The sequence below is a fragment of the Actinokineospora auranticolor genome (assembly GCF_041897805.1).
In the GTDB taxonomy this organism is placed as follows: domain Bacteria; phylum Actinomycetota; class Actinomycetes; order Mycobacteriales; family Pseudonocardiaceae; genus Actinokineospora; species Actinokineospora auranticolor.
Map to the genome: position 1 here is coordinate 1,194,019 of NZ_CP154825.1, position 22,712 is coordinate 1,216,730.

14 protein-coding genes and 1 tRNA gene are annotated in these 22,712 nt (G+C 72.2%); 12 read left to right on the forward strand and 3 right to left on the reverse strand.

The window, feature by feature from the left end; all coding sequences use genetic code 11:
- Positions 1 to 60 precede the first annotated feature (60 nt).
- Positions 61 to 516, forward strand: a complete 456-nt coding sequence (locus V5P93_RS05850; protein WP_281261654.1) for a MauE/DoxX family redox-associated membrane protein — start codon at positions 61 to 63, stop codon at positions 514 to 516.
- A 15-nt stretch (positions 517 to 531) separates the two neighbouring features.
- Positions 532 to 1,362: a thioredoxin domain-containing protein gene (locus tag V5P93_RS05855; RefSeq protein WP_104478369.1), complete on the forward strand. Its 831-nt coding sequence runs from the start codon at positions 532 to 534 to the stop codon at positions 1,360 to 1,362.
- A gap of 4 nt (positions 1,363 to 1,366) precedes the next feature.
- Here V5P93_RS05855 and V5P93_RS05860 read toward each other — a convergent pair whose 3' ends face one another.
- Complete coding sequence (locus V5P93_RS05860; RefSeq protein ID WP_104478370.1) at positions 1,367 to 2,677, reverse strand: phenylacetate--CoA ligase family protein; 1,311 nt, start codon at positions 2,675 to 2,677, stop codon at positions 1,367 to 1,369.
- A gap of 131 nt (positions 2,678 to 2,808) precedes the next feature.
- Here V5P93_RS05860 and V5P93_RS05865 point away from each other — a divergent pair.
- The 4 genes from V5P93_RS05865 (at position 2,809) to vanX (ending at position 5,822) form a co-directional block, all read left to right on the forward strand.
- Positions 2,809 to 2,881: transfer RNA gene (locus tag V5P93_RS05865), tRNA-Ala, on the forward strand.
- 337 nt (positions 2,882 to 3,218) lie between these two features.
- Complete coding sequence (gene vanH / locus V5P93_RS05870; protein ID WP_374066448.1) at positions 3,219 to 4,187, forward strand: D-lactate dehydrogenase VanH; 969 nt, start codon at positions 3,219 to 3,221, stop codon at positions 4,185 to 4,187.
- Complete coding sequence (gene vanA, locus V5P93_RS05875; protein WP_104478372.1) at positions 4,180 to 5,217, forward strand: D-alanine--(R)-lactate ligase; 1,038 nt, start codon at positions 4,180 to 4,182, stop codon at positions 5,215 to 5,217. Before vanH ends, vanA begins: the two co-directional genes overlap by 8 nt.
- Positions 5,214 to 5,822 carry a D-Ala-D-Ala dipeptidase VanX gene (vanX, locus tag V5P93_RS05880; protein ID WP_104478373.1) on the forward strand — a complete coding sequence of 203 codons (609 nt, stop codon included), beginning with the start codon at positions 5,214 to 5,216 and terminating at the stop codon, positions 5,820 to 5,822. Before vanA ends, vanX begins: the two co-directional genes overlap by 4 nt.
- On the opposite strand, the gene V5P93_RS05885 is transcribed toward vanX, so the two are convergent.
- Both V5P93_RS05885 and V5P93_RS05890 read right to left on the reverse strand, forming a co-directional pair.
- On the reverse strand, positions 5,819 to 6,910 hold the full coding sequence (locus V5P93_RS05885; protein WP_181043394.1) for a HAMP domain-containing sensor histidine kinase: 1,092 nt from the start codon (positions 6,908 to 6,910) through the stop codon (positions 5,819 to 5,821). The two genes, vanX and V5P93_RS05885, sit on opposite strands and share 4 nt — an antisense overlap.
- Positions 6,903 to 7,592, reverse strand: coding sequence for a response regulator transcription factor (locus V5P93_RS05890; RefSeq protein WP_104478374.1), 690 nt, complete (start codon positions 7,590 to 7,592; stop codon positions 6,903 to 6,905). The genes V5P93_RS05885 and V5P93_RS05890 overlap by 8 nt, the downstream gene beginning before the upstream one ends.
- Positions 7,593 to 7,680: 88 nt before the next feature.
- Here V5P93_RS05890 and V5P93_RS05895 point away from each other — a divergent pair, with 88 nt between their 5' ends.
- The 6 genes from V5P93_RS05895 (at position 7,681) to V5P93_RS05920 (ending at position 22,560) form a co-directional block, all read left to right on the forward strand.
- Positions 7,681 to 8,166, forward strand: coding sequence for a M15 family metallopeptidase (locus tag V5P93_RS05895; protein WP_104478375.1), 486 nt, complete (start codon positions 7,681 to 7,683; stop codon positions 8,164 to 8,166).
- A gap of 921 nt (positions 8,167 to 9,087) precedes the next feature.
- Positions 9,088 to 9,918 carry a winged helix-turn-helix transcriptional regulator gene (locus V5P93_RS05900; RefSeq protein ID WP_342752253.1) on the forward strand — a complete coding sequence of 277 codons (831 nt, stop codon included), beginning with the start codon at positions 9,088 to 9,090 and terminating at the stop codon, positions 9,916 to 9,918.
- Positions 9,919 to 10,257: 339 nt separating this feature from the next.
- The gene (locus V5P93_RS05905) at positions 10,258 to 11,106 is read left to right on the forward strand and encodes a prephenate dehydrogenase (RefSeq protein ID WP_104478377.1); all 849 of its coding nucleotides are present in this window, start codon (positions 10,258 to 10,260) and stop codon (positions 11,104 to 11,106) included.
- Positions 11,107 to 11,240: 134 nt separating this feature from the next.
- The gene (locus tag V5P93_RS05910) at positions 11,241 to 13,181 is read left to right on the forward strand and encodes an ABC transporter ATP-binding protein (RefSeq protein ID WP_104478378.1); all 1,941 of its coding nucleotides are present in this window, start codon (positions 11,241 to 11,243) and stop codon (positions 13,179 to 13,181) included.
- Complete coding sequence (locus tag V5P93_RS05915; protein ID WP_104478379.1) at positions 13,178 to 19,408, forward strand: non-ribosomal peptide synthetase; 6,231 nt, start codon at positions 13,178 to 13,180, stop codon at positions 19,406 to 19,408. The genes V5P93_RS05910 and V5P93_RS05915 overlap by 4 nt, the downstream gene beginning before the upstream one ends.
- Positions 19,405 to 22,560, forward strand: coding sequence for a non-ribosomal peptide synthetase (locus tag V5P93_RS05920; protein ID WP_104478380.1), 3,156 nt, complete (start codon positions 19,405 to 19,407; stop codon positions 22,558 to 22,560). Before V5P93_RS05915 ends, V5P93_RS05920 begins: the two co-directional genes overlap by 4 nt.
- Positions 22,561 to 22,712: the final 152 nt, after the last annotated feature.

The window sequence follows — 22,712 nt, forward strand, 5'->3', positions numbered from 1 at the left end:
GTGACGGAACCGGCGGTGGCTGAGCGGGTCCGGTCGGGCGAACCCGTGGTGCTCGACGTGATCGGCACGGTGCTGCGGCTCGGGCTGGCGGCGGTGTGGCTGGTCTCGGGCTGGCTCAAGGTGCGCGACCCGAACCAGACCTTCATCGCGGTGCAGGCCTACGACGTGCTGCCCGGCGGTGTGGTCAGCGTGGTCGCCGCCGCGATGCCGTTCCTGGAACTGGCCCTGGGCGTGCTCCTGGTGCTGGGCCTGGGCACGCGGCTGACCGCGGTGCTGTCCGGTGTGGTGCTGCTGGCGTTCATCGCCGCGGTGGCGCAGTCGTGGGCCAGGGGCCTGAGCATCGACTGCGGCTGCTTCGGCGGCGGCGGCCAGGTCGCCGCGGGCGACACGCGGTACCCCGAGGAGATCGCCAGGGACATCGGGTTCCTGGTGCTGGCGGTGTGGCTGGTGGTCCGGCCGCGCACCCGGTTCTCGCTGGACGCCCGGCTGGGGCGGGCGGCGGAGCCGGTCGGTTAGGGAGGTTCGGGACAGGTGGGCGGAGCGGAGCGCAGCGCGCGCAAGCGGCGGCAGGGAGCGCAGACGGGTGCCGGGGCGCGACCGACCGGGTCCGGCAAGGGCGCGGTGGCGGCGGCGCGCAAGTCGGGCGTCGACCGCAAGACGGCCATCGGCATCGTCGTGGTGCTGGTCATCGCGGTGGCGGTCGTCGGTGGCGTGATCTTCACCAGGAGCCAGAAGGACGACACGTCCGGCCAGGCCATCGCGGTCAAGAACACCGGTGTCGAGGTCCCGGCGGTGCGCGACGGCGCTGCGGTGCTGGTCGGCAAGGACGCGGCCAAGGTCACCGTCGACGTCTACGAGGACTTCCTCTGCCCGGCCTGCGGCTCGTTCGAGAGCGCGTACGGCGCCTCGGTGGAGGAGAAGCTGGCGGCGGGGGAGATCAAGGTCCGCTTCCACATGCTCAACATGCTCAACGACCGCTCCGACCCGGCGGGCTACTCCACCGACTCGGCCAACGCGGCGCTGCTGGCCGCGGACGAGGGCAAGTTCCTCGCGTTCCACAAGAGCCTGTTCGGCAGCCAGCCGGAGGAAGGCGCCCGCGGCTGGTCGAAGGACCAGTTGATCGCGCTCGGCAAGTCGCTGGGACTGACCTCGCAAACGTTTGCGGACGGCATCCGGTCGGGCAAGTACGACAAGGACGTCAGCGACGCGTTCCAGAAGGTCCGCACCACGGACTACCTGCAGCAGGAGTACAACGGCCAGAAGAGCTTCGGTACCCCGACCCTGGCCATCGGCACCAAGATCGTCGACACGTCCGACCCCAAGTGGCTGGACAACGCGGTGGCGGCGGGCGCGGGCTCTTAGTCGCCTAGTCCAGACCGGGCAGCGGGGCGGGCCCCTCGGTCCAGCGGCGCAGTCGCTGGGCCTTGCCCGTCTCCGCGCGCGGGACCGTGCCCGCGGGCAGCACCTTGACCACGCAGGTCAGCCCGAGGCGTTCGCGCAGGGCGGTGCCGAGCGCGTGCGTGACCGCGTCGGCGTCGCCGTGGCTCTCGACGGCGACGCGCAGCTCCGGCCGCGCGGGGTCCCGCCGGTCCTCGACGAGCAGGTAGTGCGGGCTGACCCGGGCGTCGGCGAGCACGACGGCCTCGACCTCGGTGGGGAAGACGTTGACACCGCGGATGACGAGCATGTCGTCGGTGCGACCAAGCAGTTTGGACATCCGCCGCAGCGTGCGCGGGGAGCCGGGCACCGGACCGTCGAGCGTGGCCACGTCGCCGGTGCGGTAGCGCAGCAGCGGCATACCGGTCTTGGTGAGGGTCGTGAAGACCAGTTCGCCGGGCGTGCCGTCGGGGACCGGGTTGCCGTCGGCGTCGACGCACTCCGGGTAGAAGTGGTCCTCGGCGACGTTGAGCATGCCGTCGGAGTCCAGGGACTCGCAGGCCACACCCGGTCCGATGATCTCGGACAGGCCGTAGATGTCGAGGGCGCGGATGCCCAGCAGGCTCTCGATCTGGTCCCGCATCTCGTTGGTCCACGGCTCCGCCCCGTGCAGCCCGGCGCGCAGGGAGTTCGTCCCGACCCCGGCCCCGGCGAGCGCCTCGCCCAGGTGGATGGCGTAGGAGGGCGTGCAGGTCAGCACGTCGGGGCGCAGGTCCTGGATGAGCCGGACCTGGCGGTCGGTCAGGCCGCCGGACATCGGGACCACGGTGGCGCCGAGGTGCACGGCGCCGTGGTGGATGCCGAGGCCGCCGGTGAACAACCCGTAGCCGTAGGCGTTGTGGATCACGCTCTTCGGCGTCGCGCCCGCCCCGGCGAGGGCCCGGGCGACCACCTCGGCCCAGATGCGCAGGTCGTTGGCGGTGTACGGCACGAGCGTGGGGCGACCGCCGGTGCCGGACGAACCGTGGACGCACACCACGTCATCGGCGTCGACGGCGCGCAACCCGTACGGGTAGTGCTCCCACAGGTCGCGCTTGCGGACGGTGGGCAGCCTCGGCAGGTCGTCGAGTTCGACGTCGGCGCCGGACCGCACGCCGCAGTCCCGCAGCCGCTCGGCCTGGACACCCCCGGCGACCAGCAGCCGGCCCACCAGCCCTTGGAGCCGGGCCTGCTGCACGATCCGCCGCTCGGCGGGGTCCAGTCCCACGGCCCCGTCCACGCCCAACGCCACAGCCGTCATCCCACTGGTCTACACCCCACGCCCCGGACCAGGGAAGACCCGCTTCCCGCACCCCCGATTTCCACCCTGGCAACCGGTGTTGTAGCGTATCCACATCGCGACAGGGACAACGTCCCGAGCGCGACTGACCCGGGGCTGTGGCGCAGCTGGTAGCGCATCACACTGGCAGTGTGAGGGTCAGGGGTTCGAGTCCCCTCAGCTCCACGCATGGGAGGCGAGTGCTCGTGGAGAGCACTCGCCTTTTGCGTTTCGCGTTTGTTTCTGGGGGGCGACCCCCCAGACCCCCACGGTGCGGGCGGTTTCTGAACCAGCGTGCTGCGAAGGTGCGGTGCGGGTGGTTCCTGAACCGGCCTGGTGAAGAGGGGATCGATACGGTGGGTGGTCCTGGGACTACGGGCTGGTGACATATCGTCCGGATATGGAGAACCGCATACGTGGTGGGGACGGCGCGCTGTCTATACTGCCTGGTATGGCCTATAGCGAACCGGCACGAACAGCGGAGCTCCGCACCCGATCGCTGGCGTCCGCGTCCCCCTCGGCTGTGCTGACAACCGGGATCACCATTTATGGGTGCGCGCAGGATGAGGCCGCGCTGTTTCGGGAAATGACGCCTCGGTTCGGAATCAATCCGACAATGACCGATGAGCCGGTTTCGGAAGCCAATGTTGAATTGGCCGCGGGGAACCGGTGCATCAGCGTCGGGCACAAGACCCGGGTGACCAACGACGTGCTGCTCGCGCTGAGCGAGGCCGGGGTCGAGTACATCTCGACGCGGAGCGTCGGGTTCAACCACATCGACGTGGAGTACGCCGAGCGCGTCGGCATCGTCGTGGGGAACGTCAACTACTCGCCGGACAGCGTGGGCGACTACACGCTGATGCTGATGCTCATGGCGGTGCGGAACGCAAAAGCGATGATCCGCCGCGTGGACGTGCACGACTACCGGCTCAACGACGTGCGCGGCCGGGAACTGCGGGACCTGACCGTCGGCGTGGTCGGCACCGGGCGCATCGGCGCCGCGGTCCTCGACCGGCTGCGCGGGTTCGGCTGCCGGGTGCTGGCCTTCGACGCCATTCCCGCGACCGACGCGAACTACGTGTCCCTCGACGAATTGCTGGCGGAGAGCGATATCGTCTCGCTGCACACGCCGCTCAACGAGGGGACGTACCACCTGCTCGACGCGCGGCGCATCGAGCGGATGCGGGACGGCGCCTACGTCATCAACACCGGGCGGGGCCCGCTGATCGACACCGAGGCGCTCATCGCGGCCCTGGAAAGCGGCAAGTTAGGCGGCGCGGCGCTGGACGTCCTCGAAGAAGAAGAGGGGATCTTCTACGCGGACTGCCGCAACACCACCATCAAGAGTTCGCTGTTGCTGCGGCTGCAAAAACTGCCGAACGTGCTCATCAGCCCGCACACCGCTTACTACACGGATCACGCACTGAGCGACACCATTGAAAACTCCATCGCAAACTGTCTGGAATTCGAAAGTGGGAAGCGGCATGGATAGGCTGAAGATCGGAATCATTTTCGGCGGCTGTTCCGAGGAACACCCTATCTCTGTCAAGTCGGTGCGCGAGGTCGAGAAGAGCCTCGACACCGAGAAGTACGAGCCGTTCTACATCGGGATCACCCAGAGCGGTTCGTGGCTGCTGTGCGACAGCCCCGAGGGCGACTGGGAGAGCAGCGGCAAGCCCGCCGTGCTCTCGCCGGACCGCGGCGCCCACGGCCTGCTGGTCCTCGAGCCGGGCCAGTGCGAAACCGTGCGGCTGGACGTGGTCATGTCCGTCATGCACGGCAAGTTCGGCGAGGACGGCGTGATCCAGGGCCTGTTCGAGCTCTCCGGCATCCCGTACGTGGGCTGCGACATCCAGAGCTCCACCCTGTGCATCGACAAGTCCCTCACCTACCTCGCCGTCCGCAACGCGGGCATCGCGACGCCGGACTTCTGGATCATCACCCCGGACGAGACCGTCGACGCCGACGCGCTCACCTACCCCGTCTTCGTCAAGCCCGCCCGCTCGGGTTCGTCCTTCGGCGTCACCAAGGTGACCCGCAAGGAGGAGCTGGCCGAGGCGCTGGAGACCGCGCGCCAGTACGACTCCAAGGTGCTGATCGAGGGCGCCGTCGTCGGCAGTGAGATCGGCTGCGCGATCCTGGGCAACGACCAGGACCTGTTCGCCGGTGAGGTCGACCGGGTCGCGCTGACCCACGGCTTCTTCAAGATCCACCAGGAGGCGGAGCCCGAGAAGGGCTCCGAGAACTCCACCTTCATCGTGCCCGCGGACATCCCCGAGGAGTCCCGCGCGCGCGTCCAGGAGACCGCGAAGCGCATCTACAGCGCCCTGGGCTGCCGGGGCCTCGCCCGGGTGGACCTGTTCCTCAAGGAGGACGGCGAGGTGGTCCTCAACGAGGTCAACACCCTGCCCGGCCTGACCTCCTACAGCCGCTACCCCCGGATGATGGCCGCCGCCGGGCTGCCGCTCGGTGACGTGATCGACCGCCTGGTGTCGCTCACCCTCACCGGGAAGGCCCAGTGATCGACGACTTCGTCTACGCAGACGAGTTCGTCCCGGGCATCCGCTGGGACGCCAAGTACGCCACCTGGGACAACTTCACCGGCAAACCGGTGGACGGCTACCTGGTGAACCGGATCGTCGGCACGAAGGCCCTGTGCGCGGCACTGGAGAACGCGCAGGAGGAAGCCGCCGCGCGCGGCTTCAGCCTGCTCCTCTGGGACGGCTACCGCCCGCAGCGCGCCGTCGACAACTTCCTGCACTGGTCGCGGCAGCCGGAGGACGGGCGCACGAAGGCGCGGCACTACCCGAACATCGAGCGGTCCGAGATGTTCGAGAAGGGCTACGTGGCCGCCAAGTCGGGGCACAGCCGGGGCAGCACGGTCGACCTGACGATCTACCGCCTGGACACCGGTGAGCTCGCGCCGATGGGTGGCGACCACGACCTGATGGACCCCGTGTCGCACCACGGCGCGGACGGGATCAGTCCACAGGAGACGGAGAACCGCGAGCACCTCCGCGCCATCATGGAGGTCAGCGGGTTCAGCGCGTACGCCTACGAGTGGTGGCACTACTCGCTCAAGGGCGAGCCCTACCCGGACACGTACTTCGACTTCCCCATCACCTAGTCGAGGTCGGGTCGCGGTGCGGCGGGCAGCCGCACCGCGACCCGGAGCCCCCCGGTGGGCCGGGGGGTGAGGGTCAGCGTCCCGTCGTGGGCGCAGGTGATGCTCTTGACGATCGCCAGGCCGAGGCCGAAACCCGCCTGGTCGCTGTGGATCCGCTCGGTGCCGCGCTGGAACGGCTCGGTGAGCGTCGAGACCAGCTCCGCGGCAAGCGGTTCCCCCGTGTTCTCGACGACGAGCACCGCGCTCGCCGGGTGGACGCTGGTCGTGACCCACACCTTGCCCTCCGGCAGGTTGTGCGCGATGGCGTTGTGCACGAGGTTCGTGGTCAGCTGCAGCAGGAGCGCGGACGATCCCTCCGCGGGGCAGATGTCGCCGCGGGTCGCGATCGTGAGCCCGCGCCGTTCCGCAAGGGGGAGCAGGGTTTCGGTGGCCTCTTCCGCCAGCAGCGACAGGTCGACCGGTTCCCGGCTGAAGGTCCGCTGCTCGGCGCGGCTGAGCATGAGCAGCGCCTCGGTCAGCTCGATCGCCCTCGCGTTGACCAGGGCGAGGCGCGCGACGAGTTCGTCGGTGTCCCGGTCCGGGTCGTCGCGCGCCACCTCCAGCAGCGTCTGCGTGATCGACAGCGGGGTGCGCAGCTCGTGGGAGGCGTTCGCGGCGAAGCGGCGCTGCTCGGCGACGTGCGCCTCGAGCCGCGCCAGCATGGTGTCGAAGGCGTCGGCGAGCTCGCGGAACTCGTCCTTGCGGCCCTCCAACCGGATCCGGTGCGACAGCGACGCGTTCGCCGCCTTGCGCGCGGCGTCGGTGACCCGGGTCAGCGGCGCGAGCATGCGGCCCGCCAGGAGCCACCCGCCGAGGAAGCCGAACACCAGCAGCAGCCCCAGCACGACGGCCGCGGTCGGGGCGAAGGCGCGGATCAGCGCCCGGCCGGGCGGCGCGATCACCACCGGCCGCGGCAGGGGGACCGCGCGCTGGTAGCCGAGCAGGAACACGCCGACGGCGGCGAGCAGCAGCGTGCCCGCGACCATCAGGAAACCGACGTAGCTGAGGGTGAGTTTGAGCCGGGCGCTCAGACCGCGCGCCCTATCCACGGTCCTCGCCCGCGGCGCTCGGCGCCGTGTCGATGCGGTAGCCGACACCCGCCACGGTCGCGATGACCCAGGGCTCGCCGAGCCGCTTGCGCAGCGCCGAGACGGTGATGCGCACGGCGTTGGTGAACGGGTCGGCGTTCTCGTCCCACGCCCGCTCCAGCAGCTCCTCGGCGCTGACGACGCCGCCGTCGGCGTCGACGAGCACCTCGAGCACCGCGAACTGCTTGCGGGTCAGCGCGATGTACCGGCCGTCCCGGTAGACCTCGCGGCGGAACGAGTCCAGCCGCAGCCCCGCGATCTCCCGCACCGGTGGCCGGTTGCGGGCGCGCCTGCGGTCGAGCGCGCGCAACCGGAGCACGAGTTCGCGCAGCTCGAAGGGTTTGGTGAGGTAGTCGTCCGCGCCGAGCTCGAACCCGGAGACCTTGTCGTCGAGGCGGTCGGCCGCGGTGAGCATGAGGATCGGCATGCCGGTGTCGCGGGCGACGATGTGCGCGGCGATCTCGTCGCCGGAGGGGCCGGGGATGTCGCGGTCGAGCACGGCGATGTCGTAGGCGTTGACGCCCAACATCTCCAGCGCGGTGTCGCCGTCGCCCGCCACGTCCGCCGCGATCGCCGCCAGCCGCAGGCCGTCGCGGATGGCCTGGGCCAGATAGGGTTCGTCCTCGACGATCAGCACGCGCATGGACCGGCGCTCCGAGCAGGCGGCATATCGCCAGCGTATCGAAAACCGCATACGCGTCCGCAACACCGCGTGGTCTTGACTCCGGCGGGTGACCGACAGCGAGACCGCGCCCAGCCCCGTCTTCGGCCCGGCCGACGGCGCCGTCCCCCACGGCGCCTCGGTCTTCGACGACGAGGTCGCGGGCGTGGTCAACCTGGACCCGGCCCTGCTCGCCGCGCTGCGCGGGGCCGCGACCGCCGCCGCCCGGGACGGTGTGGTGCTGCGGGTCAACAGCGGCTGGCGGTCCCCGGCGTACCAGGAGCACCTGCGCCGCGGCGCGGTGGCGCGGTACGGCTCCGAGGAGGAGGCGGCCCGGTGGGTGGCCACGCCGGAGAAGTCCATTCACGTGGCGGGGCACGCGGTCGACGTCGGTCCGCCCCCGTCCGCCGCGTGGTTGTCCGCGCACGGCGCCGAGTTCGGGCTGTGCCAGGTCTACCGCAACGAGCCGTGGCACTACGAACTGCGCCCCGAGGCGGTCGAGCACGGGTGCCCGCCGATGCTCGCCGACCCCTCGGAAGACCCGAGGCTGCGGTGACCCCCGCACCGGCCGGTTCGCGCGTGGCGAACACGCGGTTCGAGTGCGTGGCCGGGACGCTACCGGGGAATGAAGCGATCGCCGCGCCGCGTCGTGGCGGTCACCACGTCTGGCGATACACCTGGTTCGGACAGCCCAATGTCAGCGGCCCGCGACCGGCCGGGTACCTTAGCCGGCGCCTTCGAATGATCAAGACCTGCGATCGGTCTAATTGAACCCGCGAACAGCCTAATTGGATTCATCCGGCGCGTGCGGATTTTGGTGCGCGGCAGTATACTAATGCAAAACCCGATAGTCAACGGCATTTGTGAACATACGAATGCGATAGTCAGTGACAACCTGTCCGGGGTGTCGTTTTGTTTGGCAATTGCCGCATGACGATCGGTCATGCCATGCTGACGCCGTGTGCACTCGCCGGGGACCGATGGGGCGCGACCTCCGCGTCCGACCACGGGGCTACCGCAGTTCCCCGTCCGGCGGCACCGCTGACCCGACCGGCGCCGGGCGCGTGCGGTCGGCCCGGTACCGACCAGGTCGGCCACACCGGGCATCGGCCCTTGTCGGGCTGAGATAGCGGTCCGCGCACACGGCCTGCCAGAGGTGTTCGAGGGGATCCCCAGCGTCGAGGACCCCGGGGCGGGCGCGGGCGGGGCACGGCGTCCAACCACCGAGGCTGAGCGGTTGGACGACGCGCTCCCAGGCTGTACCGAAAAAACGAAAACGTTGACGTAGACGAGATCCAATGGGGGCTAGGTGGATCCGACGAGAGTTGACATATTCGCTCTCCCGGCCGTCGAAATCGAGCTGTCCCGGCTGTCGTCCGTGTGCTCGCCAAGAACCTCGGGTGAGGACCCGGAGCACGTCGAGACGCTGTTGTTGGCAGAAGGGGAGCTTCCGCCCATTCTGGTACACCGACCGACGATGCGGGTGGTCGACGGCCTGCACCGGTTGAAGGTGGCACGGGTACGCGGAGACCGGACAATCGCGGCGCGGTTCGTGGACGGCACCGAATCCGACGCGTTCGTCCTGGCCGTCGAGGCGAACATCCGGCACGGTCTGCCGCTTTCGCTCGCCGACCGCAAGCGCGCGGCGGCCCAGATCATGGGGACGCACCCGCAGTGGTCCGACCGGCGGGTGGCGTCGGCGACCGGCATCTCCGCGGGCACCGTGGCCGACCTGCGCAGGCGCGGCGGGGAAGGCGGCAACGAGGCCAGGATCGGGCGGGACGGCCGGATCCGGCCCGTGGACAGCACGGAGCGCCGCAAGCAGGCCGCCGACCTGATCCGCAGCGACCCGGGGCTGTCCCTGCGCCAGGTCGCCAAGCAGGTCGGCATCTCCCCGGAGACGGTCCGGGACGTGCGGGGCAGGCTGGAGCGCGGCGAGAGCCCGACCCCGGACGGGAACCGGGCGCTGCGGCCCAAACCGCACCCGCTGACCTGGCCGGAGCCGGACCTCGGCCGCGCCGTGGACCGGGAGCGCCTCGCGGTGCTGGAGCGGCTCAAGGCCGATCCCGCCCTGCGGCTCAACGAGGTCGGCCGGATCCTGCTGCGCATGCTCGCCATGCACTCCATGGACGGGCAGGAGTGGGAGCGGATCCTGCGCGGTGTGCCGCCGCACCTCTACGGCGTGGTCGCGGCGTTCGCCAGGGACCACGCCCGGGTGTGGGCGGGGTTCGCCGACCACCTGGAGAACCGGGCGACCGACGTGTCGCACGACGAGCACGACCTGCGGGGAGTCTCCTCCCGGTCGTGATCGGGGACGCCCCGGTGGGGCGGTGGCCCGGGGTGTGCCGACGGGCTGACGGCACACGGGACGGGTGATCACGCGGCGGCGAACCGGGCCGCGGCAAGCGAATACGGGCAGCGCGCGGTGTGGCCGGGCTTCGACGACGAGGCCGGTCCCACCCCGCGCGGTCGTGCCGTGCCCGCACTCCGCGGCGCGGCGGTGCCGTGCTCCGTGCTGCCTGCCCTGCCGACATTCTCGACGTTCTCGACGTGGTCCGGGCGCGGGCGCTCGGCGATCGGTCTCCGGACTTCGCAGGTGTCCAAGCCCGAGGTTGGACACCGTCCAAGTGGACGGCAGGGAGTAGCGGTGGACATCGGGAAGGCGCTCGTCGTGGGCACCGGGTTGATCGGGACCTCGGTCGCGTTGGCCCTCCGCGAGCGCGGGGTGGCGGTGTACCTGGCCGACGTCGACGCGCACGCCGTGCGGGTGGCCGGGGAACTCGGCGCCGGGCTGCGCTGGTCCGGTCAGGGAGTGGACCTGGCGGTGATCGCCGTGCCGCCGCACGCCGTGGCGGCACGGCTGGCCGAGTTGCAGCGGCGGGGCGCCGCGCGCGCGTACACCGACGTGGCCAGCGTCAAGGCGGGCCCGGTGGCCGACGCGCGACGGCTCGGGTGCGACCTCGTCTCTTACGTACCAGGGCATCCGCTGGCGGGCCGTGAGGTGTCCGGCCCGGCGGCGGGCCGCGCGGACCTGTTCGCCGGTCGCCCCTGGGCGCTGTGCCCCGGCCCCGAGGCGGGCGCGGACGCCTTGGACCTGGCGCGGGAACTGGTGTCGCTGTGCGGCGCTGAGGCCGTGACCGTGGACGCGGGCGCGCACGACTCGGCGGTGGCCCTGGTGTCGCACGCCCCGCACGTGGTGGCGTCGGCGGTGGCGGCGAGCCTGGCGGGTGGCGACGACACCGCGCTCGGCCTGGCGGGGCAGGGATTGCGGGACGTGACGCGGATCGCGGCCGGGGACCCGGTGCTGTGGCGGTCGATCCTCGCGGGCAACACCCTGCCGGTGGCCGGGGTGCTGGAGCGGGTCGCGGCCGACCTCACCGCCGCGGCCGCGGCGCTGCGGTCCGGTGACCTGGATACCGTGGCGGACCTGCTGGGTCGGGGCGTGCGCGGTCACGGTCGGATCCCCGGTGCGCGCGGTCGAGTCCTGAGCGGGTAAGGGAATCGCCGCGGGCGGCCGGTGCGCGGGGTCCGCGTCCAAGTGCCGAAATGCTCGCTTGGACCAACTCGTGGACACCGACTCGATTCAGCACGATTGGGTTCGCCGACTTCGCGTGTGAGAGGGATGCCCGCATGGACGTGGTGTTGCGCTTCGGGGCACCGAACAAGACTGACGACGACCCCGACCCCTGGTCGACCGAGGTCCGCCGGGGGACGGTGCGCCGGGTGCTCGCCTACTTCCGGCCGCACCTCGGGAAAGTGGCGCTGTTCGTGCTCGTCGCCGTGCTGGAGTCCGCCGTCGTCATCGCGACTCCGTTGGCGCTCAAGGAACTCATCGACGGGGGCATCCTCAAGGACGACCTGGGCCTCGTGGTCTGGATGGCCTGCCTGGCCGCCGGGTTGGCCGTGGTGGGCGCGGGGTTGACGCTGGTGTCGGCCTACATCGCCGGGTGGATCGGCGAGGGGGTCGGCTACGACCTGCGGGTGCAGTCCCTCGACCACGTCCGGCGGCTGCCGATCGCGTTCTTCACCCGCACCCAGACCGGGGTGCTGGTCGGCAGGCTGCACACCGAGCTGATCATGGCCCAGCAGGCGTTCAGCCACCTGCTGATGGCGGCCACCAGCGCGCTCACGGTGGTGCTGGTGCTGGTCGAGCTGGTCTACCTGTCCTGGCTCGTCGCCGCCGTCACGGCCGTGCTGATCCCGGTGTTCCTCGTGCCGTGGGTCTACGTGGGACGGTTGATCCAGCGGCGCACCACCCTGCAGATGGACGCGAACGCGGGCCTCGCGGGCGTGCTCCAGGAGCGGTTCAACGTGCAGGGGGCCATGCTCGCCAAGCTCTACGGCCGCCCCGACGAGGAGGTGGCCGAGTACCGGGACCGGGCCGGGGTGATCCGCCGGATCGGCGTGAGCCTGTCGGTGTGGGGTCGGATGGCCTTCGTCATCATGGGGTTGATGGCCTCGCTGGCCACCGCGCTGGTCTACGGGATCGGCGGCGAACTGGTGCTCGCCGGTGCGTTGCAGCTGGGCACCCTGGTCGCCATCGCCACCCTGCTCGGGCGGCTGTTCGGGCCGATCACCCAGTTGTCGGGGTTGCAGGAGACCGCGCAGACCGTGGTGGTGAGCTTCTCCCGGATCTTCGAACTGCTCGACCTCAAGCCGCTGATCGAGGAGCGCCCGGACGCGGTCGCGCTGGAGCGGGGCGTGGCGCCGGACATCGAGTTCGACGACGTGTCGTTCCGCTACCCCACCGCGGACGAGGTGTCGCTGGCGTCGCTGGAACACGTGCGGGCCGGGCGCGGCACCGAGGAGATCCCGGTGGAAGTCCTGCGCGGCGTCGGTTTCCGCGTTCCGGCGGGCACGCTCACCGCGCTCGTCGGACCGTCCGGCGCGGGCAAGAGCACCCTCACCCACCTGGTGTCGCGGCTCTACGACCCGGTTTCCGGTGTCATCCGCGTCGGCGGGCACGACCTGCGGGACCTCAGCTTCGCGTCGCTGCGCGACACGGTCGGGGTGGTCAGCCAGGACGCCTACCTGTTCCACGACACCATCCGGGAGAACCTGCTCTACGCGCGTCCCACCGCCACCGAGGACGAGCTGGTCGAGGCGTGCAAGGGCGCGCAGATCTGGGACCTGATCGAGTCCCTGCCGCGCGGGTTCGACACCATCGCGGGCGACCGCGGCTACCGCCTGTCGGGCGGGGAGAAGCAGCGGCTGGCCATCGCCCGGCTGCTGCTGAAGGCGCCGTCGGTCGTCGTGCTCGACGAGGCGACCGCGCACCTGGACTCCGAGTCGGAGGCGGCCGTCCAGCGGGCGCTCAAGACCGCGCTGCGCAGCCGCACCTCGCTGGTGATCGCCCACCGGTTGTCCACGATCCGCGAGGCCGACCAGATCCTGGTGATCGAGGGCGGCGGTGTGCGGGAGCGCGGGACGCACGACGAGCTGCTGGCCGCGGGCGGCCTCTACGCGGAGCTGTACCGCACGCAGTTCGCCCGGTCGGAGAGCAACGGTTCCCCGCCGGACGGCAACGGTTCCGCGCCGGTGCGCCAGGTGGTCCGCGAGGGCGGGCGATGAACACCGCGGCGCGGGCCGCGGTGCCGGACCTCTTCGCGTCCCGAGTGGACCGCGCACCCGACGCGGTGGCCGTGGTCGACGGGGACCGGGTGCTGACCTACCGGCAGCTCGACGCGCTCGCGGGCCGGTTGGCCGCGCGGTTGGCGGCTCGGGGTGTGCGTCGTGGCGACCGCGTCGCGGTCCTGCTCGACCGCTCGGCGGACCTGCTGGTGGCGCTGCTGGCCGTGTGGAAAACCGGGGCGGCGCAGGTGCCCGTGGACGCCGCCTACCCCGCGCGGCGGGTGGCGTTCATGGTGGCGGACTCCGGGGTGTCCGCGGCGGTGTGCTCGCCTGCCACGCGCGAAGCCGTGCCTGACGGCGTCGAGGCGGTCGTTGTCACGGATGAGGACGCGGGCGACGCGCTCGCCGTCGAGGTGCGCCCGGGGGACCTGGCGTACGTGATGTACACCTCCGGTTCGACGGGCACCCCGAAGGGCGTGGCCGTACCGCACCACGGTGTCGCCGCGCTGGTGGGCGATCCCGGCTGGGCGGTGGAACCCGGTGACGCGGTCCTCCTGCACGCGCCGCACGCCTTCGACGCGTCCCTGTACGAGATCTGGGTGCCGCTGGTGTCCGGTGCCCGCGTGGTGATCGCGGCGCCGGGGCCGGTCGACGCCCGACGCCTGCGGGAAGCGGTCGCGGGTGGGGTGACGATGGCGCACCTGACTGCGGGCAGTTTCCGGGCGGTGGCGGAGGAGTCGCCCGAGTCCTTCGCGGGGCTGCGCGAGGTGTTGACCGGCGGTGACCTGGTGCCCGTGCACGCGGTCGACCGGGTGCGGCGGGCGTGCCCCGGGGTGCGCGTGCGGCACATGTACGGCCCGACGGAGACGACGCTGTGCGCGACGTGGCACGTACTCGAACCGGGTGACGTCCTGGGGCGGGTGTTGCCGATCGGTCGGCCGCTCGCCGGCAGGCGGGCCCAGGTGCTCGACGCGTCGCTGCGGCCCGTGGCGCCCGGTGTGGTCGGTGACCTCTACCTGTCGGGCGCCGGTGTGGCGGACGGCTACCTGGGGCGGCCGGGTCTGACGGCGGAGCGGTTCGTGGCGGACCCGACCGCCGCGGGTGCGCGGATGTACCGGACCGGGGACCTCGCCCAGTGGACCGGGGACGGCGAACTGCTGTTCGCGGGCCGGGTCGACGACCAGGTGAAGGTCCGCGGGTTCCGGATCGAGCCCGGTGAGGTCGAGGCGGCGCTGACCGCCCAGCCGGACGTGCACGAGGCCGTCGTGCTGGTGGTCGACGAGCGCCTGATCGGGTACGCGGTGTCGGCCGTCGATCCCGACCTCATCCGCGCGCGCCTTGGCGCGGTCTTGCCCGAGTACCTGGTCCCGACCGTGGTGATCACGCTGGACTCGTTGCCGTTGACCGCCAACGGAAAGGTTGACCGGGCCGCGCTGCCCGTTCCCGACTTCACCGCGTCCGCATCGGGGCGCGAACCCGCCACCGAGGCGGAACGGGTCCTGTGTGGACTGTTTGCCGAAGTCCTCGGGCTGGACCGGGCCGGTGTCGACGACGGCTTCTTCGCGCTGGGCGGGGATTCCATCATCGCGTTGCGCCTGGCAGCCCGCGCGGCCAAGGCGGGTCTGCTCGTGTCGCCGTCCGAGATCTTCCGGGAGAAGACCCCGGCGCGTCTCGCGGCCGTGGCGCGCCCCGCCCCCCTCGACGGCGCTGTCGACGACCCGCTGATCACGCTGACCGCCGAGGAAGCGGCGGAGTTGGCGGTCGTCGCCCCAGGAGTGGAGGACGTCTGGCCGCTGGCGCCGCTCCAGGCGGGCCTGCTCTTCCAGACGACCCTCGACGACCAGGGCGTCGACATCTACCAGACGCAGTGGCTCGTCGAGCTGACCGGGCCGCTGGACGTGGCCGGGCTGCGGGGCGTGTGGGACGCGGTCTTCGCCCGGCACGCCGAACTCCGGCTGAGCTTCCACCGGCTCGCGTCCGGCCGGGCCGTGCAGGCCGTCGCCCGGCACGTCGCCCTGCCGTGGCGGGAGGTGGACCTGACCGGCGCGGACGACGTCGAAGCGGCCGTCGCGGCGTTGATCGAGCAGGAGCAGCGCGAGCGCTTCGACCTGGCCAACGCGCCGCTGTTCCGGCTGGTGCTGGTCCGGCTGGCCGCGGACCGGCACCGGTTGCTGGTCGTCAACCACCACATCCTGACCGACGGCTGGTCGGTGGCGGTCATCCTCAACGAGGTCTCCGAGGCGTACGCGGCAGGTGGGCGGTTCCCGCTGCGGTCGACCGCCTCCTATCGGGACTACCTGGTCTGGCTGGAGAGCCAGGACAAGGACGCCGCGCGCGCGGCCTGGCGGGCTGAACTGTCCGATGTGGACGAGCCGACGCTGATCGCGAAGACCGACTCCGGGGTGGACTACGGCTACCGCGTCACCCACCTGCCGCCGGACGTGCGCACCAGGCTGATCGAGTTCTCCCGCGACCACGGGCTGACGCTGAACACCGTGGTGCAGGGCGCCTGGGCGCTCGTGCTGGCGCGGCTCGCGCGGCGCACCGACGTCGTGTTCGGCACCACGGTCGCCACCCGCCCCGCCGAGCTGCCGGGCGTGGAGTCGATGCCGGGGCTCATGATGAACACGGTGCCGGTCCGGGTCCCGCTGGACGGCGGGCAGCGGGTCGTCGACCTGCTCACCGGGGTGCAGCACCGGCAGGTGGCGCTGATGCCGCACCACCACCTGGGCCTGACCGAGATCCAGAAGGCGGCCGGACCGGGCGCGGTGTTCGACACGCTGCTGGTCTTCGAGAACTACCCGCGCGACTTCGCCGAGCGGTTCACCTACCTGGGCACGGTCGAGGGGACCCACTACCCGGTGACCGTCGGCGTCATCCCGGGCGAGGAGTTCCGGATCCAACTCGCCTACTGGACCGGGCAGGTCGAGCGGGCCGTCGCCGATTCCCTGCTGGAGTGGTTCGTCGGGGCCATCGACGCGGTGGTCACCGACCCGACCGGCCTGGTGGGGCGGATCGGCGTCGGGCCCGGCACGGTCCACCCCGCCGAGCCCGCGTTGGTCTCGGGGGAGCCGCTGCCGGTGTTGGTCGGGCGCGTGGCGGCCGAACGGCCGGACGGTGTGGCCGTGGTGGACGGTCGCGGTGAGTTGTCGTACGCGGAGTTGTGGGACCGGGCCGTGCGGTTCGCGGGTGTCCTGCGGGCGCGCGGGGTCGGGCGGGAACGCCGTGTCGGTCTGGTCGTGGAGCGGTCGTCGTGGTGGCTGGTCGGGATGTTGGGGGTGTCGCTCGCGGGTGGCGTGTTCGTCCCCGTGGACCCGGCCTACCCTGCCGAGCGCGTGCGGTTCGTCTTCGGCAGCGCCGACCCGATGCTGGTCGTGTGCTCCGGTCAGACGCGCGGCGCGGTGCCCGCGGAGTTCGGCGACCGGCTGGTGGTCATCGACGAGGTGGACTTGGCGACCGGCGCCGGTGTCGAGCTGCCGTCCTTGGACGTGCGGGACGCGGCGTACGTGATCTACACCTCGGGGTCGACGGGGACGCCGAAGGGTGTCGTCGTGACCTACTCGGGCCTGGGGAACCTGGCGCTCGCGCACATCGACCGCTTCGGTGTGACGCCGTCGTCGCGGGTGCTCCAGTTCGCGGCGCTCGGCTTCGACACCATCGTGTCCGAGGTGATGATGGCGCTGCTGGCGGGGGCGGCGCTGGTGATGCCGCCGGACGAGGACCTGCCGCCCCAGGCGTCGTTCACGGAGGCGTTGCGGCGGTGGGACATCACGCAGGTGAAGGCGCCGCCGTCGGTGCTGGCCACCGCCGACGAGCTGCCGGACCGGCTGGAAACCGTTGTCGCGGCGGGGGAACTCTGCCCGCCCGGCCTGGTGGACCGGCTGTCGGTGGGCCGTCGGATGATCAACGCGTACGGCCCGACCGAGACCACGATCTGCGCGACGATGAGCCTGCCGCTGGCGCCGGGCGGTGACGTGATCCCGTTCGGCAAGCCGGTCGCGGGTGTGCGCGGCTACCTGCTGGACTCGTTCCTGCGCCCGTTGCCGCCGGGGATCACCGGTGAGCTGTACCTGTCCGGGATCGGTGTGGCCCGCGGCTACCACGGTCGATCGGCGCTGACGTCGGAGCGGTTCGTCGCCGACCCGTTCGCCCCCGGCGAGCGGATGTACCGCACGGGCGACCTGGCGTACTGGACCGACCGGGGCGGGCTGGTGTCCGCCGGTCGGGCCGACGACCAGGTGAAGATCCGCGGGTTCCGGGTCGAGCCCCGCGAGGTCGAGTTCGCCCTCTCCAGCCACCCGCGGGTGGCCCACGCCGTGGTGGTCGTCCGCGACGGCCGCCTGGTGGCCTACGTGTCGCCCGACGATGTCGACCCCCGGGAGCTGCGGGACGACCTCTCGTCCCGGTTGCCCCCGTACATGGTGCCCGCCGCGGTGATGGCGCTGGACGCCCTTCCGCTGACGCCGCACGGGAAGGTCGACCGGCGCGCGTTGCCGGAACCGGACTTCTCGTCGAGGTCGGTCGGCCGGGAGCCCGCCACCGCGGCCGAGCGAATCCTCTGCGGGGTGTTCGCCGAGGTGCTCGGTATCGACCGGGTCGGGGTCGAGGACAGCTTCTTCGAGTTGGGTGGCGACTCGATCTCGTCGATGCAGGTGGCGGCTCGCGCGCGCCGCGACGGCATCTCCCTGACGCCGCGACAGGTCTTCGAACTCCGGACCCCTGAACGGCTCGCGCAGCTGGTGGCCGATTCGCCGCTGCCGCGACCGGAGTCCTCGACGGCCGACGATGGTGTCGGCGACGTCGAGCTGACACCGGTCATGCGGATGTTCGCGGATGGTGTCGCGGGAACGGGATTCGCGCAGTGGGCGGTGCTGGCCGTGCCTTCGGATCTGGCGGAGGAGGCCTTGGTGGCCGCGCTGGCCGCCGTTGTCGACACGCACGACATGTTGCGTGCGCGGGTCGTCGACGGCGAAGCGGGACGACGCTTGGTCGTGGGTGAGCGCGGTTCGGTGGACGCGGCCGGGTTGGTCCGGCGTGTCGTGGTCGACGGCTCGCTCGACAACGCTACGGCGGACGCGGCGCGCGGGGCGGTGGGCCGGTTGGACCCGCTCGCGGGCGTGGTCGTCCAAGCCGTGTGGTTGGCCGCGGGGCCGGATCGCCTGGGGCGCTTGGTCGTGGTGGCGCACCACTTGGTGGTGGACGGGGTCTCCTGGCGGATCCTCGCGTCGGACCTGCGAGCGGCCTATGAGGCGGTGGCCGCCGGACGTGATCCGAGGCTGGAGCCGGTGGCTGTGTCGTTCCGGCGTTGGGCGGGTCTGCTGGCGCAGTGGGCGGTCTCCGCCGAGCGGGTCGCCGAGCTGGACGCGTGGAAAGCGGTTGTCGGACAGGGCGATCAGCCGGAAGCCGTCGCGGCGGGCGAGGTGCGGTCGCGGTCGTGGGTGGTGCCCGCGGCCGAGACGTCTGTCCTGGTGGGACGGGCCCCGGTGGTGTTCCACTGCGGGGTGCACGAGGTACTGCTGGCCGGGTTGGCGGGCGCGGTGGCCCGCCTGCGCGGTGGGGACGTGGTGCTGGTCGACGTGGAGGGCCACGGCCGCCACCCCGTGGACGGCATGGACCTCTCCCGCACGGTCGGCTGGTTCACCAGCGCGCACCCGGTGCGCCTCGACGTCTCCGGGATCGACTTGGCCGCCGCGGTCGCCGGGGGCACCGCGGCCGGGACGTTGCTGAAGGCGGTCAAGGAGCAGTCGCGGGCGGTACCCGGCGACGGGCTCGGATACGGGTTGCTGCGCCACGCCAACAGCGAGACCGGACCGGTGCTGGCGGCGCTGCCGTCCGCGCGGATCGGGTTCAACTACATGGGCCGGTTCGTCGCGGGCGACCAGGGCGGCACCCGGCCGTGGCAGCAGGTCGGGGACATCGGGGGCGCGATGGACCCGAGCACGCCGCTGCCGCACGACCTGGTCGTCAACGCGATCGTCCAGGACCTGCCCACCGGTCCGGAACTGGCGCTCATGGTCGAGTGGTCGGACGGCCCGGTCGCCGAGGCCGAGGTGGAGCGGCTGGCGGGGGAACTGCTCGCCGTGCTGGCCGGGCTGGCCCGGCAGGCGGGCGACCCGGCGGCGGGCGGGCGCACCGCGTCCGACTTCGCCCTGCTCGACCTGGACCAGGACGAGATCGAGAGCTTCGAGGCGCTGGCGGCGCAACTCAGTGAGGGGCAGACATCGTGACCACATCGAACCCGTCCTCCGGGGCCGCGCTCGCGGAAGCCTGGCCGCTGTCGCCGATGCAGGCGGGCATGCTCTACCACTCCTCCTTGGACGGTGAGGCGCCCGACATCCAGATCACCCAGCAGACGCAGTTCGTCGACGGGCCCCTGGACGCGCGGCGGTTCCGGGCGTCGTGGCAGGCGCTGCTGACCCGGCACGCGGCGCTGCGGGCGTGCTTCCACCCGCGCAAGTCCGGCGAGCCGGTGCAGCTCGTGTTCCGCGAGGTGCCGCTGCCCTGGACCGAGGTCGACCTGTCCCACCTGCCCGAAGCGGACGCGCTGGTCGAGGTGACCGCGATCGCGGAGCGCGAGCGCGCGAGGAACTTCGACCTCGCGAAACCCCCGCTGCTGCGGCTGGCGCTGGTCCGGCTCGGCCCGCTGCGGCACTGCCTCGTGACGACCGCCCACCACCTGGTCATGGACGGGTGGTCGCGCGCGATCCTCGAGTCGGACCTGCTCGCGATCTACGCGGCGGGCGGCACCGCCTCGACGCTGGGCGCCCCGGGCTCCTACGGGGACTACCTGGCCTGGCTGGACCGGCAGGACAAGCAGACCGCCCGGGAGGCGTGGCGCGCCGAGCTGGCGGGTGCCGACGGCGCGGCCCTCGCCCTGCCGGACCGGCCGGGTGGGGCCCCGGCACGCCACGCCCTGGCCCGGGTCCGGCACTCCCCGGAGTTCACCGCCACCCTCACCGAGTTCGCCCGCGGTCGCGGGTTGACGCTGAACACGCTGGTGCAGGGGGCCTGGGCAGTGGTGCTGGCCCGGTTGACGGGTCGGACCGACGTGGTGTTCGGCGCCGTCGTCTCGGGGCGCCCGGCGGAGCTGCCCGGTGTGGAGCAGACCGCGGGGCTGTTCATCGGCACCGTGCCCGTGCGGGTGCGGTTGGCGGGCGGGCAGTCGGTGCTGGGGCTGCTGGCGGAGATCCAGGAGCGGCAGTCCGCGCTGATCTCGCACCACCACCTCGGGCTGCCGGAGATCCAGAAGCTCGGCGGGGCGAACTTCGACACGGTCGTGGGGTTCGAGAACTACGCCGACCCGGCCGCCGCCGCGGCGTCCCCCGGCGACCTGCGCCTGACCCTGCGGGAGTACCACCAGGCGACGCCGTACGCGATCACGCTGGTGGTCGTCCCCGGCGCGGGCCTGGGGATCGACCTGCTGCACCGCACCGACGCGGTCGACGCCCGGCTCGCCGAGCGCCTGCACCGCGGGCTCACCCGCGTGCTGGAGCGGGTGGTCGCCGAGCCCGACGCGCTGGTCGGCGCGCTGGACGTGTTCGGTGACACCGTGCCCGAGCCCGGGCCGGTCGAGGCGGCGGTGCCCGGTTCCGCGCTGGAGCTGTACCGCGCGCAGGTGGACCGGGCGCCCGACGCGCCCGCGGTGCTGGCCGGGGGCCGGGTCTTCTCGTACGCGGAGCTCGACGAGTGGGCGGGCAGGCTCGCGGGCGCACTGGCGGCCCGGGGCGTGCGGCGCGGTGACCGCGTCGGGGTGGTGCTGGAGCGGTCGGTCGAGCTGCTGGTGACCTGGATCGGCGTGTGGCGGGCGGGTGCGGTGTTCGTGCCGGTGTCGCCGGACTACCCGGCGGACCGGGTGGCGTTCATGCTGACCGACGCCGCGGTCACCGCGGTGGTCTGCGCGGCGGACACCGAGCGGGCGGTGCCGGAGGGCTACTCGCGGCTCGTCGTCGACGAGGCCGTGGCGGGCGAGGCGCCTTCGGTTCCCGTCGGGGCGGACGACCCGGCCTACGTCATGTACACGTCCGGGTCGACCGGAACGCCGAAGGGCGTTGTGGTCCCGCACGGGGCCGTGGCGTCGCTGGCCGCCGACCCGGGATGGGGCGTGGGGCCCGGGGACACGGTGCTGGTGCACGCACCGCACACCTTCGACGCGTCGGTGTTCGACGTGTGGGTGTCGCTCGCCCTGGGGGCGCGGATGGTCGTCACCGGGCCGGGGCCGGTCGACGCGGCGCGGCTGGCCGCGCACGTGGCGGAGGGCGTCACCGTGGCGATGTTCATGCTGGGGCAGTTCCGGACGCTGGCGCTGGCGTCACCGGAGTCCTTCGCGGGGCTGCGCCGGGTGTGGACCGGTGGCGACGTCGTGGCGCCCGAGGTGGTGGACCGCGTGCGCTGGGTGTCCCCGGGCCTGCGCGTCGACCACATCTACGGCCCGACGGAGAACACGGTCATCGTCGCCTGGTGGCCGATCGAGCCGGGTGACCGGCTGGGGCCGGTGCTGCCGATCGGCGGGCCGTTGGCGGGCAGGCGGTTGTACGTGCTGGACGCCTTCCTGCGCCCGTTGCCGCCGGGCGTCCCGGGTGAGCTGTACATCGGGGGCGCGGGCATCGCGCTCGGCTACCTCAACCGCCCGCCGCTGACCGCGCAGCGGTTCGTCGCCGACCCGTTCGCCGCGGGTGCGCGGATGTACCGCACCGGCGACGTCGTGCACTGGAACGAGGACCGCGAGCTGGTGTTCGTCGGTCGGGCCGACAACCAGGTCAAGATCCGCGGCTTCCGCGTCGAGCCGGGCGAGGTGGAGGCGGTGCTCGGGGGCCTGCCGGGCGTCGACCACGCGGTGGTGGTGCCGCTCGACGGCCGCCTGGTCGGCTACGCGGTGTCCGATGTGGACCTGGACCCGGCGGCGCTGCGCGAGCGGCTCGTCGAGGTGCTGCCGGAGTACATGGTGCCCTCGGCGGTGGTGGTGCTCGACTCCCTGCCGGTGACGCGGAACGGCAAGATCGACCGGGCGGCGCTGCCCGCCCCGGACTTCAGCGGGCTCGTGTCGGACCGCCTGCCCGCCACCGAGGTCGAGCAGGCGCTGTGCGCGCTGTTCGCCGAGGTGCTCGGTCTGGACCGGGTCGGCGCGGATGACAGCTTCTTCCAACTGGGCGGTGACTCGCTGCTGTCGATGCAACTGGCGGCGCGGGCACGGCGCGACGGGTTGACCTTCGGCGCGCGGGAGGTGTTCGAGCACCGGACGCCCGCGGGGATCGCGCTGGCCATCGACGCGGCCGTGAACGGCGCGGCGCGGGTGCGAACCGCCACGTCCGACGTCGCGCTCCTCGACCTGGACCAGGCCGAGATGGACGAGTTCGAGGCGGAGTTCGACGACACCCGCTGACTTCGCGGGGCGGTGGCGGTCTGGACGAGCCGGATCGCCGATTTGTCCGACCGCACAAGGCTTTGCGCGCGATCACGGCGGGCGCGTTGGACATGTTGTCCGCGCCCGCCCGGCGGGCGGATGATTCCGGCACGGGGATTTCCCGCGTCCGC